Source organism: Succiniclasticum ruminis DSM 9236 (assembly GCF_900112895.1).
Taxonomy (GTDB): domain Bacteria; phylum Bacillota; class Negativicutes; order Acidaminococcales; family Acidaminococcaceae; genus Succiniclasticum; species Succiniclasticum ruminis.
The window spans coordinates 1-18,002 of the sequence record NZ_FONL01000030.1 but is presented as its reverse complement, the minus strand read 5'-3'; the positions used below and the strand labels follow the sequence as shown (position 1 = coordinate 18,002).

The 18,002-nt window shown below is 49.5% G+C and carries 12 protein-coding genes and 2 rRNA genes; all 14 read left to right on the top strand.

Annotation, left to right across the window (positions count from 1 at the left end; translation table 11 throughout):
- Positions 1-228 (top strand): 23S ribosomal RNA (locus BM159_RS11440); the annotation flags it as partial.
- A 163-nt stretch (positions 229-391) separates the two neighbouring features.
- Positions 392-508 (top strand): 5S ribosomal RNA (gene rrf, locus BM159_RS11435).
- A 182-nt stretch (positions 509-690) separates the two neighbouring features.
- Positions 691-1,848 (top strand): glucose-1-phosphate adenylyltransferase, encoded by a 1,158-nt coding sequence (locus BM159_RS11430; protein ID WP_093914344.1) that lies wholly within the window; start codon positions 691-693, stop codon positions 1,846-1,848.
- A gap of 1 nt (position 1,849) precedes the next feature.
- Positions 1,850-2,959, top strand: a complete 1,110-nt coding sequence (gene glgD, locus BM159_RS11425) for a glucose-1-phosphate adenylyltransferase subunit GlgD (protein WP_177206042.1) — start codon at positions 1,850-1,852, stop codon at positions 2,957-2,959.
- A 10-nt stretch (positions 2,960-2,969) separates the two neighbouring features.
- Entirely contained in the window at positions 2,970-5,384 is a 2,415-nt protein-coding gene (locus BM159_RS11420) for a glycogen/starch/alpha-glucan phosphorylase (protein WP_093914343.1), read from the top strand.
- A 112-nt stretch (positions 5,385-5,496) separates the two neighbouring features.
- Positions 5,497-7,506: a 1,4-alpha-glucan branching protein GlgB gene (gene glgB / locus BM159_RS11415; protein WP_093914342.1), complete on the top strand. Its 2,010-nt coding sequence runs from the start codon at positions 5,497-5,499 to the stop codon at positions 7,504-7,506.
- A 56-nt stretch (positions 7,507-7,562) separates the two neighbouring features.
- Positions 7,563-9,566 (top strand): glycogen synthase GlgA, encoded by a 2,004-nt coding sequence (glgA, locus tag BM159_RS11410; RefSeq protein WP_177206041.1) that lies wholly within the window; start codon positions 7,563-7,565, stop codon positions 9,564-9,566.
- 207 nt (positions 9,567-9,773) lie between these two features.
- Entirely contained in the window at positions 9,774-13,376 is a 3,603-nt protein-coding gene (gene malQ, locus BM159_RS11405; RefSeq protein ID WP_177206040.1) for a 4-alpha-glucanotransferase, read from the top strand.
- Between the two features lie 668 nt (positions 13,377-14,044).
- Positions 14,045-15,424 (top strand): tagaturonate epimerase family protein, encoded by a 1,380-nt coding sequence (locus tag BM159_RS11400; protein WP_093914340.1) that lies wholly within the window; start codon positions 14,045-14,047, stop codon positions 15,422-15,424.
- Positions 15,425-15,687: 263 nt separating this feature from the next.
- The gene (locus tag BM159_RS11395) at positions 15,688-16,413 is read left to right on the top strand and encodes an NAD-dependent protein deacylase (protein ID WP_093914339.1); all 726 of its coding nucleotides are present in this window, start codon (positions 15,688-15,690) and stop codon (positions 16,411-16,413) included.
- A 246-nt stretch (positions 16,414-16,659) separates the two neighbouring features.
- Positions 16,660-16,944, top strand: coding sequence for a 30S ribosomal protein S6 (gene rpsF / locus BM159_RS11390; protein ID WP_093914338.1), 285 nt, complete (start codon positions 16,660-16,662; stop codon positions 16,942-16,944).
- Between the two features lie 30 nt (positions 16,945-16,974).
- A complete protein-coding gene (locus BM159_RS11385; protein WP_093914337.1) occupies positions 16,975-17,430 on the top strand; it encodes a single-stranded DNA-binding protein in 456 nt (151 codons plus the stop codon).
- Positions 17,431-17,451: 21 nt separating this feature from the next.
- Positions 17,452-17,682, top strand: coding sequence for a 30S ribosomal protein S18 (gene rpsR, locus BM159_RS11380; RefSeq protein WP_093730903.1), 231 nt, complete (start codon positions 17,452-17,454; stop codon positions 17,680-17,682).
- Positions 17,683-17,900: 218 nt separating this feature from the next.
- A partial coding sequence (locus BM159_RS11375) for a transposase (RefSeq protein WP_177206039.1) occupies positions 17,901-18,002 on the top strand: 102 nt, incomplete at its 3' end.

Below are 18,002 nucleotides of genomic sequence, written 5' to 3'. Positions count from 1 at the left end.
TGGACGGATCAATGGTGTACCAATTATGCCGCCAGGCGTACCGTTGGGTAGCTACATCCGGGCAGGATAAACGCTGAAAGCATCTAAGCGTGAAACCAACCCCAAGATGAGATCTCTCATGGCGTAAGCCAGTAAGACGCCTTGAAGAAGACAAGGTTGATAGGCCGGGAGTGTAAGTGCAGCAATGTATTGAGCGGACCGGTACTAATCCGTCGAGGGCTTGATTTAAAGAATGTAAGTGAGGACGAGTTAGTTTGTAAGTAGTTTCTTCTGTAAAGTTTTGAAGGTCTGAGAAGACGTTCACTTGGACCAGTATTTTTGTGGAGGCCGCGAGAAAAGGTTGCGACAGGCAGTCTTGACGAAGCGGGAACACAAGAAGACGGTTCAACGATCCGGTGACGATGGCTGAGAGGTCCCACCTGTTCCCATCCCGAACACAGCAGTTAAGCTCTCACGCGTCGAAAGTACTTGGCTGGAAGCGGCCCGGGAGGATAGATTGTTGCCGGTTACAAAAAAGCCCCTGCACATTGCGTGCGGGGGCTTTGGTTTTTTCAATACAGAGATAAAAACCGCTTCTGAAACGTATATTCTTAATATTATAGAAAAGATAAAACGCTAAAGGTATCTTTATTCAACATTTTTTGGTATAATATGTACAGTGGATAAATCTGTGCGTAAGGGGATGATTCAATGCAGAGAACAGAGTGCCTGGCTATGATACTGGCAGGCGGTAAAGGAAGCCGTTTGGGAGTTTTGACTAAAAATGTGGCGAAACCGGCGGTACTGTTTGGCGGCAAGTACCGGATTATTGATTTTACATTAAGTAATTGCCGTAACTCCGGAATTAATACAGTGGGTATCTTAACCCAGTACCAGCCGCTTGAACTGAACTGGTACATCGGAAACGGCAGCAGCTGGGATCTGGATTCCGAACATGGAGGGGCTTTTATCCTGCCTCCCTATATGAATGACAAGGATTCTTCCAACTGGTATCAGGGAACTGCGGACGCAATTTACCAGAACCTGAATTTTATGGACATGATTGATCCGGAATATGTGCTGGTCTTATCGGGTGATCACATCTATTCCATGGATTATGCGAAAATGCTGGCGTTCCATAAAAAGCATAAAGCAAAAGCTACGGTAAGCACAATTCAGGTACCGTTATCGGAAGCCTCCCGGTTTGGCATCATGAACACGGATCCGAACCTGCGGATCAGAGAATTTGAGGAAAAACCGAAAAATCCGAAAAGTACGCTGGCTTCCATGGGCATTTACATTTTTAACAAGGAAGTGCTGAAAGAATACCTGATCGAAGACGCAGAACGGAAAGACTCAGACCACGATTTCGGGAAAAATGTAATCCCTGCCATGCTGAATGATAAGTTGCCCGTATTTGCATATCCGTTTGAAGGGTACTGGAAAGACGTGGGTACCTTTGAGAGCCTCTGGCAGGCGAATATGGATCTGCTGGCTGATGATCCGCCGTTGAGCCTGAATGATCCGAACTGGCGCATTTACGCCGGCAATCATTCCTATCCGCCGCATTATGTGGGGCCCCAGGGCCAGCTGCAAAGTTCGCTGGTGGGCGAAGGCGCGGCTATTTCCGGCAAGGTTTCCCATTCGGTTATTTTCTATAATGTGGTAGTTGAAGAAGGGGCAAAGGTTACCAATTCGGTGATTCTGCCGGGAACCGTGGTCGAAAAAGATGCTGTGATAGACAGGGCGATCATCGGAGAACGCTGCCGTATCTGTGCCGGAGTAGAGATTCAGGGAACCAATACAGAGGTTGCCGTATATGGGAACGACGAAACGGTAAAAGCAGCAAAAGGAAAGGGGGCAAAATAATATGTCAGATATTTTAGGATTAATTAATTTACAGTGCCCCAATACGATGAAAGAACTGAGTGAAAAACGGCCGCTGGCTTCCGAACCCTTTGGCGCCAAGTTCCGACTCATGGACTTTGCGCTGAGCAATATGGTCAATGCGGGAATTGATACCGTTGGCCTGATTCTGCCGTTCCATTCCCGTTCCGTACTGGATCATGTGCGCTCCGCAAAAGAATGGGATCTGGCCCGTAAGCAGCATGGCCTGTATTATCTGCCCATGGACGAGGAAGAAGAAGTCCGGAATCCTCAGGAGGGTGATATTTACAGTTATTACAAAAACCTGCGTTATGTGGAGGCGGGCCAGCGCAGATACCTGTTGCTTTCCGGTTGCGATGTGGTAGCCAATATTAATTATGAAGAGGTGCTTCATTTCCACCGCAAGCATAATGCGAATATTACCCTTGTTTATAAAAAACAGGATGCGGATTGCCCGGGCGAAGGTTATGTTCTGAAAACAAAGGCGAACGGACATGTTACCGGCATGAAAAAGGCCGAAGGCGTTAAAAAAGATGAAAATCTGTTCTTGGGCGCCGTACTGATTGACTGTGAACTGTTCCTCCGCATGATCCGCAGGGCAAATTTCGGCGGCAAATGGAAATTCTTTAATGAAGTGCTGGCGGATAATGTGGATAATCTGCGTATTTTCGGTTTTTCTGTAAAAGGCTATGCCAAACGGATTAATTCCATTGACAGCTATTTCCAGTCCAGCATGGACATGCTGAAACTGGATAACTGGCGGGAAATTTTCCATCAGGATAACCGGATTTATACAAAAATCAAAGATGAAGCTCCGGCAAAATACATGGAAGAAGCCCGTGTTACCAATTCCCTGGTGGCCAATGGCTGCATCATTGAGGGTACGGTGGAAAACAGTATTCTTTTCCGCAAAGTGCGGGTAGGCCGCAACGCCGTGATCCGCAACAGTATTATTATGCAGAACACCAATATCGGGGAAGACGCGAACCTGAATTATGTCATCTGCGACAAGGACAGGGATATTCAGCCGGAAGCAGTTTTAGAAGGAACAGAAAAGGAACCGTTGTGTGTCATTAAACACGAGGTGCGGTAATTATCAGACTATGCGAACCTGGAAATCGAAAAAAGAGTTTAAAGAATTATTTGTTAAAAAAGCGGAAGTCCTGTTTGAAAAGTCCGTAAAAGAGTTATCTCATAAAGAGGTATACCAGATTATTGCCACCATGATCAAAGATCTGGTGACGGATGAATGGATCCAGACGGAAAAAATCTATAATCACAAACGGGTCCGTCAGGTTTATTATTTTTCCATTGAATTTTTATTAGGACGCCTCCTGAATACCAATCTGCTGAACTGCGATATGGAAAACTTATGCCGCAGCGCGCTGCAGGATTTTGGTTTTGATCTGGAGGAAATTTTTCCGGAAGAGCCGGACCCCGGTCTGGGCAACGGCGGGTTAGGGCGCCTGGCTGCCTGTTATATTGATTCCATGGCGGCCCTGCAGCTGCCGGGTCACGGATGCAGCATCCGGTATCAATACGGGTTGTTCGACCAGCGCATCATTGACGGACAGCAGGTTGAGCTTCCGGATGCCTGGCTGCGTAACGGCTTCCCCTGGGAAACAAAAAAATCTGATAAAGCGGTAGACGTCCGCTTTGGCGGCCATGCTTATATGCGCCCCGGAAAAGGGGGAACCCTGGTCTGTGTACACGAGCATTATAATACGGTCCGGGCTGTGCCTTACGATGTTCCGGTGCTGGGGTACCAGAACCATACGGTGAACACGTTACGCCTCTGGAAAGCGGAGTATACGCGGGAAAATATGTACGGCCAGCTCCGTTACGGTGATTACCGCAAGGCCCTGCAGTATAAGGACCAGGCCCAGCAGATTTCCCGTTTCCTGTATCCCAACGATTCGACATATGAAGGCCGCAAACTGCGGCTGATGCAGGAATACTTCTTTGTTTCTGCGGGTCTCCAGAGCATTATGCGGCATTATAAAAAGCATTATGGCTCACCGAAATTATTTGACCGGTACATTGCGCTGCATATCAACGATACCCACCCGGCCCTGATCATCCCGGAACTGATGCGCATCTTAATGGATGAAGAAGGTCTGAGCTGGGAAGATGCCTGGCGTATCACTACGAACTCCGTAGCCTATACCAACCATACCATCCTGCCGGAAGCGTTGGAACGCTGGTCCATACCTATGTTCCAGGAACTGCTGCCACGTATTTTCCTGATTGTAGACGAAATCAACAGGCGCTGGCTGGAAGCCGTGCAACAGCGTTTCCCCGGCCAGGAAGACAAAGCCCGGGAGGTAGCGATCCTCTGGAACAATCAGGTGCATATGGCCAGTCTGGCAGTGGTTGGGAGTCACAGCATCAACGGTGTGGCCAAACTGCATTCTGAAATTTTGAAGATTAACACATTAAAACCGTTTTATACCTGGTTCCCGGAACGGTTCAACAACAAGACCAACGGTGTAACCCACCGTCGCTGGCTGATTGAATCGAATCCCCAGTTAACGGAACTTATCTGTGATACCATAGGGAAAGACTGGATCCACGCTCCGGAAAAACTGCTGGCGCTGGAACCCTTCGGTAATGATGCGGCATTCCGGGAGCGGCTGGCTGAAGTAAAGCAGAAACGTAAAGAAATTCTGGCAGAGTATCTGCATAAAGAAAGAAATATTACGATAAATCCCCACTCCATCTTCGATATCCAGATCAAACGGATGCATATGTATAAACGGCAGCTGCTGAATATTCTGCACGTGTATCATCTGTACCGGCAGCTGATAGAGAATCCCGGTATGGATATCGTGCCCCGGACCTTTATTTTCGGCGGTAAGGCGGCGGCCAGTTATGGGGAAGCGAAAATTACCATCCAGTTGATCAACACTGTGGCCCGGCTCATTGACCAGGATTACCGGGCGGCCCGAAAGCTGAAAGTGGTGTTCCTGGAGAATTATAACGTGTCCTTGGGACAGAAGCTGTTCCCCGCTGCCGATGTCAGCGAACAGATTTCCACCGCCAGCAAGGAAGCCTCCGGTACCGGCAATATGAAATTTATGTTTAACGGCGCCATTACCTTGGGCACTATGGACGGAGCCAACGTGGAGATCCATCAGGAAGTCGGGGACGAGCACAGCGTGATTTTCGGCCTGCGGGCGGATGAAGTGCAGCAGTATTATCAGCAGGGCGGCTATTCTTCCTGGGATATTTATAACAGTGACGCAGATGTACGCCGCGCATTGGAAGTAATGGAAGAAAATCCCATGTTCGGACAGCTGCGGGAAGCGTTGCTGGACCGCAATGATGAATTCTTTGTGTTGAAAGATTTTAAATCCTATTGCGCTGCCCAGCAGGAAATCGAACGGCGTTACCGGGATGCGGACGGCTGGTTCCGTTCCAGCACCGTGAACATCGCCCATGCGGGACATTTTTCCAGCGACAGGTCCATTCAGGAGTATGCGGATGATATTTGGTATTTATCTCCGGTTAAAATTTAAGAACACAGAGATTTTAATAAGCCGGTGCACCGGACGGAGAACCGGGGCACAGACTGAGGTATCCGGAACAATCAGATACTCATAAATTTGATTAAAGTAACGAGGAAGTATTATGCGAATCAGTGCGGTTGACGCTTACAGCGCCTATCTTTTTCATCAGGGAACCAATTACAGCAGTTACCGGCTGTTTGGCGCCCATTTAACCAGCTGGAAACAACAGTCCAGCGTCCGCTTCTGCGTCTGGGCGCCCCATGCCCGGGCTGTCAGCGTGGTGGGGGATTTTAACGGCTGGGATGTGAAAGCGAATCCGATGGAGAAGGCGAAACAGGGCATCGGAATCTGGGTTGCCTATGTACCGGGGCTGAAAGAAAATTCAACCTACAAATATGCAATTGAAACGGCTTCGGGAGAGGTTATTTTAAAAAGCGACCCCTACGGGTTTGCTGCGGAACTGCGCCCGAATACCGCTTCCATTGTGAAGAACCTGCATTACCAGTGGCATGACAAGGCGTGGCAGAAAAGCAGGAAGGATTATGATTCTTACCATAACCCCATGCTGATTTATGAGGTTCACCTGGGATCCTGGAAACGTGACGCGGCGGGTAAGGTGATGACCTACCGGGACATTGCGGAGCCGCTGGTACAGTATGTGAAAGAAATGCACTATACCCATGTGGAACTGATGCCCCTGTGCGAGTACCCGTATGACGGATCCTGGGGTTATCAGGCGACAGGGTATTTTGCCGCGACCAGCCGCTACGGCTCTCCGGAAGATCTCATGTACCTGATAGACACGCTGCACAAAAACAAAATCGGCGTGATTTTAGACTGGGTGCCGGGACATTTCTGCAAGGACGCCCACGGCCTGCGCCATTTTGACGGGGAACCGCTGTACGAGTCCGGGAATCCCATTCTGGCGGAAAACAAAGACTGGGATACCATGAACTTTGATTACGGCCGGCCGGAGGTGCAGAGCTTCCTGATTTCCAGCGCCTGCTTCTGGCTGGAGCAGTTCCATCTGGACGGGCTGCGGATCGACGCCGTGGCCAATATGCTGTACCTGGATTACGGGAAAAAACAGGGAGAGTGGCAGGCGAACAAATACGGCGGACGGGAAAACCTGGAAGCGGTAGATTTCCTGCGCAAACTTAATACAGCCGTATTTAAAAATATTCCCCAGGCTCTGATGATCGCGGAAGAGTCCACGTCCTGGCCCATGGTCTCCGGACCGGCGGACAAAGGCGGGCTGGGCTTCAACTATAAATGGAACATGGGCTGGATGAACGATATGCTCCGGTATATGGCGATGGATCCCCTGTTCCGGAAAGGGTCCCAGAACCTGATCACCTTTTCGCTGTACTATGCCTTTGCGGAGAATTTTATCCTGCCCTTAAGCCACGATGAAGTGGTGCACGGCAAACATTCCCTGCTGGACAAGATGCCGGGAGACTATTGGAAAAAGTTTGCCGGCCTGCGGGCGTTTTACGGTTACTGGATGAGCCATCCCGGGAAAAAACTGCTGTTCATGGGCGGCGAGTTCGGCCAGTTTATTGAATGGAAATTCGATGACAGCCTGGACTGGCATCTGCTGGATTACCCTGCCCATCAGGAGATGCAGCGCTATGTGAAAGCGCTTAACCTGTTTTACAATCAACATCCGGAGTTCTGGCAAGTTGATTATAACTGGCAGGGTTTTAACTGGATCAGCTGCGACGACAACGAAAACAGCGTCATCAGTTTTTACCGGAAAGGCGTAAAGCCGGAAGATCAGACCATCGTGGTCTGCAATTTTACACCGGAGATCCGGAGGGGCTACCGGATCGGCGTGGAAGAGCCCGGGACCTATACGGTGATTTTTAACAGTGACGATTCGGAATTCGGCGGTTCCGGAGAGGGCAATAAAAAACCGGTTTTAAGCGATCCGGTTGCCTGTCACGGCAAAGAACAATCGATTACCCTGACACTGCCGCCGTTGGCAGTGCTTTATATAAAATTTGAAAAACCCAAAAAGAGGAAAACTACCAAAAGGAAACCAAAAGGAAGCATTAAAGCGGATAGCAAAGAAAGTACTGATAAAGCGGGTTTGCGTAAAAAAACCATGAGGAAAATTTCAGACAAGTGAATCAGTGTTTTCCAGACTCCTTTTAGATCCTTTTTACAGAAAGGCGGATGAAGAAAATGAAAGTATTATTTGTTGCATCGGAGGCAGCTCCGTTTATCAAGACCGGCGGACTGGCCGACGTGATGGGAGCCCTGCCCAAAGCGCTGCAGGCCCTGGGAGTGGAACCGGCGCTGGTGATCCCCAACTATGAAGGCGTCGGCGAAGCATATAAAAACGCAATGGAAACCGTGTATGAGGGATCGGTGGACCTGTCCTGGCGCAACCAGTATCTGGGTGTGAAGAAACTGGTACAGGACGGCATCCCTGTGTATTTCATAGACAATGAATACTATTTCAAGAGAGATAAACTGTACGGTTATGACGACGACGCGGAACGTTTTGCCTATTTTTCCAAAGCGGCGCTGGCCATGCTGAATTACATCGATTTCAAACCGGACGTGATCCATACCAACGACTGGCATACCGGTCTGCTGGGCGCCTATCTGAAAGAAGATTTCATGCAGGATCCCTACTTTCAGGGGATGAAAAACGTTTACACGATTCACAACCTGAAATATCAGGGCGTATTCGGCCGGAATATTGTGGAAGACGTGCTGGGGCTGCCCCTGCGTCTGTTGTATATCGGAAACATTGAGAACGCCGGTGATGTGAATTTCATGAAAGCCGGCATGTGTTATGCAGACTTTATTACCACGGTGAGCCCTTCTTATGCGGAAGAAATTACTTATCCGTATTTCGGCGAAGGGCTGGAAGATTATGTGGCGCTGTGTGCCGGTAAGATCAGCGGTATTTTAAACGGGCTGGATGAGCAGGAATATAATCCGGAAACGGATCCGTATATCCCTGTCCGCTTTGATGCGTCCAATGTGCTGGTGAAAAAGCCTCTGGCCAAGGAAGCCCTCCAGCGTGAACTGGGCCTGACGGTAAACCGGGAGATTCCGGTACTGGGCATGATCACCCGTCTGGTGGAAGCCAAAGGGCTGGACCTGGTGATGCATATCATGGATGAACTGATGGAAGAACAGGTACAGCTGGTCGTGGTGGGTACCGGCGACGAAGAGTATGCCAACGCGCTGCGCGAACTGGCTTGGCGGCATCCGGGCAGCGTTTCCGTCAACATTCTGTTTAATGAAGGACTGGCCCGCCGGGTGTACGCAGGCTCCGACATGTTTATCATGCCCTCCCGGTATGAAGCCTGCGGCCTCAGCCAGATGATCGCCATGCGTTACGGCACGGTTCCGGTAGTACGGGAAACCGGCGGCCTGAAAGATTCCGTAATTAATTTCGATAAATACAACACCCCGGAAGGAAACGGTTTCAGCTTTGCCAATTTCAATGCCCATGAGCTGTTGTTTACCATTAAACGGGGCCTGACCTGTTATGCGGCAAAACCGCTTTGGGAAAAAGTCGTATATAACGCGATGCACAGCGACAACAGCTGGAACCGGTCCGCGCAGGCTTATGCGGACCTGTACGCGCACATCGCAGGGGACACCATAACGGTTGAACCTGTTTCTGAAGACCAGGTCGCGGAAGCAGCGGAAGAAATCCTGCAGGCTGTAAAAGGCGAAGAACCTGCAGAAGAAACGGGAAATACCGCTGCAGCGGCGGCAGAAACCGCGGAAGCGGAAAAAGCGGTTCAAGCCGCTAACGAAGAAGTTCTTGCAGAAACTGCGCCGGAAGCAGAACAGGTACCGGCACCAGAAACAAAAGCTGAAGCAGAGAAAGCGCCCGAAAAACCGGAAGAGCCCGAAGCGGCAGCCGAACCTGTAAAGAAGAAAACCGCGGCAAAGAGAACAACCAAAAAAGCAGCGGACAAAACAACAGAAACTAAAAAGACGACAGCGAAAAAAGCCACTGCTAAAAAGGCAACGACGAAGAAAAGCGCTGCTGCCACTGAAGAAGGGGCGGCAGTGAAAAAAACGACCGCAAGAAAAACAACGGCCAAAAAGAAAGCCGATACAACAGCAGATGTAACGACGGAAGCTGCTGAAGCGGCCGCGCCGAAAAAACGGGGACGGAAACCAGGAACAAAAAATACAAAGAAAGACGCTGAGTAACATAGTATAGGGAAAGCAGAGACATTTTCCTGTCTGCCGCAAAATCCGGCGGCAGGCGTCAAAACCTGTTTGATCAGTGTTTACTTATTAAGCGAAAGTGATTTCTGAAAAGCGGGAACACTTTCGCTTTTTCTGTAAGCGGGAGAAAGACAAATGCCCGGAAATCTCCGGGGGAAAGGAAGTCCGCCAGTTATCTTGCTGTTGGACGTGGCTCAATCTATGCAGCCTGAAACGCAGAATATGCAGCCCGTGATCGTTCACGATTCAAGAAACACAACCTACCGTTATCCTTTTGGGGCCGTGGAAGCCGGTTCCGCTGTCACATTGCGCTGTGATGTGGAAGGGGACGGAACAGAACAGGTGACCCTGCGGTTGTGGCAGGAGGGCGCCGGGGAAACGCAGTATGCAATGCAGCCCGAAACCTGGAAACGGAAGCAGGAGACAGAGAAAGAAGAAAAACTGCCGGATGAAAACATTGCGCCGGTTGAAAGTGTAACAGAACTGTCTCAGCAAGAAGAAACAAAAACGGCAAAAGATTCCGGTTCTTTGAACGGAAAAGCACTGCGAAAAAAGTGCCGCTACACCTGCAGGATTTCCGTTCCGGAAACCGGCTGCCTGCTCTGGTATTATTTTATTGTAAAGACAACAGACAAAACGTTTTACTACGGTAATAACGCCGCCCGTCTGGGAGGCTGGGGGCAGCAGTACGAACAGGAACCGCCGTCCTACCAGATTACGGTTTACGACCGGGGCGCAGTCACACCGGACTGGATGAAACAGGCTGTGGTGTACCAGATTTTTCCGGACCGCTTCAACCGGGGGGATGTCCCGCTGTCGCAATTCAGCGGCAAGCCCAATGCGCTGCTGCACGGAAGCTGGAATGACCTGCCCCGCTATATCAAAGATCCGGCGGGGGGCGCCATTCTGTATTTTGATTTCTTCGGCGGCACCCTGAAAGGCATCCGGGAAAAACTGGATTACCTGGCGGACATGGGCATCACCTGCCTGTACCTGAACCCTGTTTTTGAAAGCCGCAGCAACCATCACTACGATACCGGTAACTATAAAAAGATTGATTCCTTCCTGGGTACGGAAGAAGATTTTGCGAACCTTTGCAAAGAAGCGAAGGAACACGGCATCCGTGTGATTATGGACGGGGTCTTCAGCCACACGGGGGACGACAGCATTTATTTTAACCGGAGGGGTAGTTATCCGGGAACCGGCGCGTACCAGTCGAAAAAATCGCCGTACTACTCCTGGTACCAGTTTAAAAAATTTCCCGAAGAGTACAGCTGCTGGTGGGGCGATAAGAGCCTGCCGGAAGTGGATGAAAGGGACAGCAGTTACCAGGACTTTATCATACGGGATGAAGACAGCGTGCTGAAGCACTGGCTGAAAGTAGGGATCAGCGGCTGGCGTCTGGACGTGGCGGACGAGCTGCCGGATGAATTCCTGACCGCATTTTACAGTGAATTGAAAAAGAGCGACCCGGACGCTGCCCTGATCGGCGAGGTCTGGGAGGATGCCTCCAATAAAATCAGTTACAGCAAACAACGTGCCTACCTGTGCGGCGGCAAGCTGGACAGCGTGATGAACTATGTGCTGCGCCGGCTGATGCTTGACTTTTTGGTGGGCCGGGCTGACGCGGGCCATACCAACACCCTGTATCTGCAGCAGATGGAAAACTATCCGAAAGAAAACCTGTACGCCATGCTGAACCTGGCCGGCAGCCATGATGTGGAACGGGTTCTGTCGGTACTGGATGTGCCGATTACTACTAATAATATAGATAACAATTTGAAAAAAGAAGTATCTGCTGAAAAGGGTCTGCCGGAAAAAGCAACGGTACTGTCTGATCTTGGTACAGGCGAACAGCGCCTGCTGTTGCTTTGGGCCTGGCAGATGACGCTGCCGGGAATGCCCTGCATCTACTATGGGGACGAGGCAGGGCTGAAGGGCGGAAAAGACCCGGATAACCGGCGTCCCTATCCCTGGGGCAGGGAAAACAAAAAATTACAGGCATACTGCCGCGCCTTTATCCAGCTGCGGAAGAAGTTTGATGCCCTTCGTACGGGTCGGATGATCCCCGTTTATGCAGAGGGGGATGTATATATTTATGCCCGCTCCATTGAAGGCGGAAAAGATGTTTTCGGCAAGCCGGCAGAGGACGGACTGTTTTTTGTGGCGCTGAATCGTGGTGCGGAAGCTCATACGGTGCGTGTCTATACCGGGGAACTTGCTTTTGGGGAATTACAGTCAATAGGGCCGGTGCCGGCGGGACCGGTTTCCGTCGTCAACGGGGTCTTTACGGTTACGCTGCCGCCCCTGAGTCAGCAGATTTACCAATGTGCAGAAAAGCATACCTGCGGCGAACCTGCAGAAGGACAGCCTGACCATGCGACGGCAGATAATAAAAACAGCCGGCTTACTTTTCGAAAGGCAGGAATTTTACTGCATCCTACTTCGTTATGGGGTGAAAACGGGAAAGAAAAAAAAGAAGCTGCCAAAGAGTGGATTGACTTTTTAGCAGCTGCCGGGCAGAAAATCTGGCAGATCCTTCCCCTGAACCCGCCGGGTCTGGGTAATTCGCCCTACCTTTCCGTATCCGCGTTTGCCGGACATGAAACCCTGTTTGCGGGAACGGAAGAAAATACCTGCGGCAGTACGAAGGATCTGTTAAGCGGCACTAATAAAATTATAAAAAAGGAAGAGCAACAAAACTATCTTGCGTTTTGTGAGAAAAACAGTTACTGGCTGCCGGACTATGCCCTGTTCCGGGCGCTGCAGGATCATTTCCATAAGCCCTGGCAGGAGTGGCCGGAAGAAATACGGATGCGGCAGCCGGCGGCGTTAAAAAAATATGAAACGCTGCTGGAAAAGCAAACAGAGATATATAAAAGGAAGCAATTTGAATTTTTCTGTGCCTGGCAGTATATCAAAGCATATGCCAACGCAAAAGGTATTGAAATTTTAGGCGACATGCCTATCTTTGTAGCGGCGGACAGCGCGGACTGCTGGGCTCATCCGGAATACTTTTACCTGGACGGAGAGGGATACCCGGAAGAAGCTGCCGGGGTGCCGCCGGATTATTTCAGCGCCACCGGGCAAATCTGGGGCAATCCCCTGTACCGCTGGGACGTTATGGAAAAAGACGGGTTCCGCTGGTGGAAAGAACGGTTCCATGCCATCACACAGTTCACCGACAGGGTCCGGGTAGACCACTTCCGGGGCTTTGTGGCGGCCTGGGGCGTTCCCCGGGGAGAAAAGGATGCCACCACCGGCAGCTGGAAACCGGCTAAAGGCAGGGAGATGTTTCTGGCTTTACGGAAGGAACTGCCGGGTTTGCAGCTAGTGGCTGAAGACCTGGGACAGATTACAGAGGATGTATACCAACTGAAAAACGAGCTGGGACTGCCGGGCATGCGAATCCTGCAATTCCATTTGCAGAACCGGGCTGACGGCCTTTGCGATTTTGCCACGGAACCGAACTGTGTGGCCTATACGGGAACCCACGACAACAATACCTTGCAGGGCTGGCTGGAAGAAGAAGTCTCGCCGGAACTGCGTAATCAGCTGCGTGGTCTTTGCGGAAAAGAACCGGATACCTGGGCGCTCATGGAATATCTGTACAGCCGCCGGGCAGAAACGGCCGTCGTGCCTGCGCAGGATATGCTGGGCCTTCCCTCCTCATGCCGCATGAACACGCCGGGAATCCCTTCCGGAAACTGGATGTGGAAAATGGAAAAGGGATGCCTGACAGAAGAACTGGCAAACAGGCTGGCCATGATGGCAAGTAAATATGCGCGTTGAAGTATATAAAAATACAAACCCGTTTTAGCATGTTTGTCTATTGAAAAAAGAACAGAAAAAGATAGAGCATGGAAGAGTATTGCAGTAATATTTTTGCAATCATAATTTATATGGGCAAAATTAAAATCTGACAATTCCGTGAAAACAAACATGCCGATTTTATCACACCCCTGCGACGCTAAAAAAAAGTCAACAACTTTTTAAAATTTATTTTATCCGGTTTACAAAAAATGTGCTTGACAAAACAATAAAAATAGACATTTACATAGATGTGCGATGTTTTTTACAGGAGTTTTACTACATGTAGTGGTGTGAATAAAATAAAAGTTATACACACAACTTATCCACAGGCTGTGTATAACAATGATGAAAAAATGTGTTTTGGCGGAAAAAGATGGAGTTTTCCACGTTTTTTGGAGCAAAAACACCTGTTTTCTGTGGATAACCCTGTGCATACTGTGTATAAACAGGAGTTAAACAAGAATTCGTAAACCGTCTATTTGGTGTTGTTGCTATAGTGGACAGAATACTTTTTCAAAATCTCCGGTTTGCGCTTTTATCTTTATGTGGTAAAATATACCGGTATGAATCAGTAACAGTTAAAACCCATAAAATTGCGACTTAAATAATTGAAATATATATTTGGAAGAACAGAAAGGATTAGTTATATGGCAATCAAACGTGACGTTGCGGAAAAACTCATGAGCGAAAAAGGGAACCTGATCAGTTCTTCTTTCAGCGTAATTCCTGACGGCTTTATAGGCCTGACGGACACCGGCAGCGGCTGTCACCTGGCGGTGGTCTGCGGTGAAAAATCCGAATGGAACAAGGCCTGGAAGGGCGCGGAATTTGAAACGGTGGACGAGCATAAAAAAATAAAGATGGGATTGTTTCCCTTAAATCCCAACAATGCGGCCCTGGTACGGCGTCTGGTAGGCTGGGCGGCGCCCTCTTCCTGCGGGGTTAACGGAATCAGCGTGGCCTTCAGCGACTGGCTGGGTGTGATAAACAGCCGGCTGCCCAACCTGTTTGTGCATAAACAGATCAAACCGGTGCTGGTGGATTATACACCGGAGAACAGCGCCGTATTGCAGCGGAACTTCCTGGAAGCGATGGACACCGCAACCTGGAGCGTGCTGTCTTCCGGCTACAAAGGGGGCTGGGGGGCTAACGCGGCCGGGCTGAAAACGGAAGAAGAAATCGTCAAGGCGCTGCTGTACGGATACAGCGGCATCGGTGTGGACTGCAGCGACAAGGTCGACCGCTCCGTGGAAGAACTGAGCGTGGAAGAATCGGAAAAACGGTTTGGCGAATTTGATAAAGACTTTAAGGAAGCCATTGATAAATCTTATCTGGACGCGGAATTTAAAGTCGGAGACGTAAAAATCACATTTGAAGAAAAAGCGCTGCACCGGATGGTGCTGGAGTTCGGCCAGGCCATCATGTTCCTGCAGAACATGTACAAGGATTATCTGGACGACACGCCCTGGGACCTGGATTTTGAAGTGGATCTGTCCAGCTGCGATAAAGCCCTGACACCCCAGGAGCATTATTTCCTGGCCAACGAACTGAAGCGGGCTGCGGTAAAATTTGATACCCTGTGTGTCAATGCCGCTGCTTTCAAAAAAGAAATGGAAGAAAATCTGGCTTACCATGCGGGCATTGCCAAAGCCTTTGACTACCGCATGAGCTTTGCAGATACGGTTCCGGCCTTTGAGGACCTGGCGGCAGCAGCCAAAAGCTTCAACCAGCGTGCGAACTTTAAACTGACCCACCTGCTCTGGCTGGCTGCGCTGCAGACTATAGCCAAGACTGACAGCGTTTTGCTGAAACAGGTTGCGGAGAAAGCCGGGCTGCAGGTTCCCGCATTAGAGGAACTGACCTTTGAGCAGGATGCTGGCCGTGCTTTTGCTGCAGCGTACGGTAAAATACTGGGCAGCGAAGAAGGCAACGAAAAACTTCCTGTCAAAGAAGCAGTGGAAAAAGAAAAAGGCCTGTACGAAGAAAATCTGGCAGCGTTGGTGAACAAATACATCCGGATGCTGTAAAAGGAAGCCGTAATTTGCTTGTGATGTGTAACGTGATGCGGCATGGAAAAGACATGAGCAAAACTTCGAGCGGATTGTGTCATTCCATGAGATGAAATTCGCCGTTGTGGCGAGGCTGTCTGAGGGACGAAGTCCCGAGTTCCGAAGCCACAGGCGAATGAGTCCATGGAATAGCAAGCCGTGAGCGTTTTGCGATGTCTTTCCCTGCCAGCGTCACGCTGTCATACAAACTTTAATTTATCAGACAGCAGGGAGGTGTTCTCATGGATGAAAAGATCGCGAAATTAAACGAAATGATACGGGAATCAAAACGTATCGTATTCTTTGGCGGTGCCGGGGTATCTACGGAAAGCGGCATTCCTGACTTCCGCAGTACGGACGGCCTCTACAACCAGACCTACCAGTACCCGCCGGAGATGATTGTCAGCCACACCTTCTATGAAGACTGCCCGGAAGAGTTTTTTGATTTCTACAAGAACCGCATGCTGTTTCTGGATGCCAAACCCAACGCCGCCCATTTAAAGCTGGCGGAACTGGAGAAGGCCGGTAAGCTGACGGCGGTCATCACCCAGAACATTGACGGACTGCACCAGGCGGCCGGCAGCAAAACGGTGATGGAACTGCACGGCAGCGTACTTCGGAACTACTGTGAGGACTGCAACAAGTTTTTTGACGTGAACTATGTAAAAAATTCCAAAGGTGTTCCCGTCTGCGACAAATGCGGCGGCCGGGTAAAACCGGATGTAGTATTATATGAAGAGAACCTGAACATGGATATCCTGGAAGCCTCGGTAAACTACATTTCCCAGGCAGATATGCTGATTATCGGCGGCACTTCGTTAGTGGTGTACCCGGCGGCCGGGCTGATCCGCTACTACCGGGGCAACAAACTGGTGCTGGTGAACAAATCTGAAACTTCGGCAGACCGGGGAGCCAACCTGGTCATCCATGACAGTATCGGTAAAGTATTCAGCCAGATTATAGTGTAACTGTATAATATAAAGTTTTCTGCAGAACCGGCGCGGCGCAATAATACTGCTCCGGTTCTTTTATTACAAGATGTTTGGAAATCTTTGACATTGAATTTATAAAAGATTTATTTTTTCATACTGTTTGTTTTCACTTGACAACTTGAATATCGAGTGATAATATAATAAGGCTTGTGATAGAGCATATTTTACTTCTTCTGCTCTCCAGACAGGGGGAGCCGAAAGTCCAGAGGAGGAGGTGATTTCGTGAGAGCATACGAAGTCATGTACATCATTAAACCGGTAGAGGATGAGGTTATCGATGGCGTGATCGCCAAATTCGAAAAACTGCTGACCGGCAATGGTGCTACAGTAGAAAAGACAGATCGTTGGGGCAAAAAACACCTGGCTTATTTAATCCAGGATTTGTCCGAAGGTTACTATGTACTCGTTAATTTCAAGGCTGAACCTGCCGCTGTCAAAGAGCTTGACCGTGTAATGAAGATTACCGACGAAGTGCTGCGCCATATGATCATTAAAAAGGAAGACTGATCAGAATAATCGGTCTGTGGAGGTAACTGAATGAACAAAATAGTTATTTTAGGTCGACTGACAAAGGATCCGGAAGTGCGCTATACTCCTTCCCAGAAGGTGGTGTGCTCTTTCACTCTGGCAGTTGACAGACCTTTTTTAAATCAACAGGGCCAGCGCGAAGCAGACTTTATCCCCGTAGTGGTATGGGGCAAGGCTGCTGAATTATGTGGAAACAGTCTCGCAAAAGGACATCGCCTGTTAGTGGAAGGCCGTCTCCAGATCCGCAATTTTGATGCTAAAGACGGCACCAAGCATTGGGTAACGGAGATTATCGCAAATAACGTTGAATTTATTGAACGTAAGAGCGAAAGCGCCAACCGCAACCAGCAGTACGGACAGCAGTATCCCGGACAGGATGCCGGCGCTGCTGAATCTATGGCTCCTAAATCCCCTATGAGCGGTTTAGGCAGCGATGTTCCCTTTGACGAAGAAGTTCCGTTCTAAACAACAGGGAGGATTAAGCTAATGAAAATGCAAAGAGGCAGAAGACCGAGAAGGAAAGTTTGCAGCTTCTGCGTAGATAAAGCGGAGAGCATCGACTATAAGGACGTTGCCAAGCTGCACAAATTCGTAACCGAACGCGGCAAGATTTTACCCCGCCGTATTTCCGGTTGCTGCGCTAAACATCAGCGCGAACTGACCACTGCGATCAAACGTGCACGTAACGTTGCGTTAATGCCGTTTACCGCTGACTGATCAGTGACAAGATCTGTATAATCGGAATCCCCGTCGCAATCTCTTGCGGCGGGGATTTTTTATTATGGCTTTAGCTTGGGAGCCGAATCCCTCAAGGGGATTTGGCTCAAAAACCACCTGCTACGCAGGTGGGATTAATGCTTAAGCAAAAGGGCAACATCCTTCTTGTATAATGATAGTGTTCAAGCCGTCACTAAAACAAGAAAGGATGTTGCCCTATGGCAAATAGTTTAGCACATACCAAGTGGGTATGCAAATATCACATTGTATTTACACCAAAATACAGAAGAAAAATCATTTATAACCAATTGCGTTTGGAT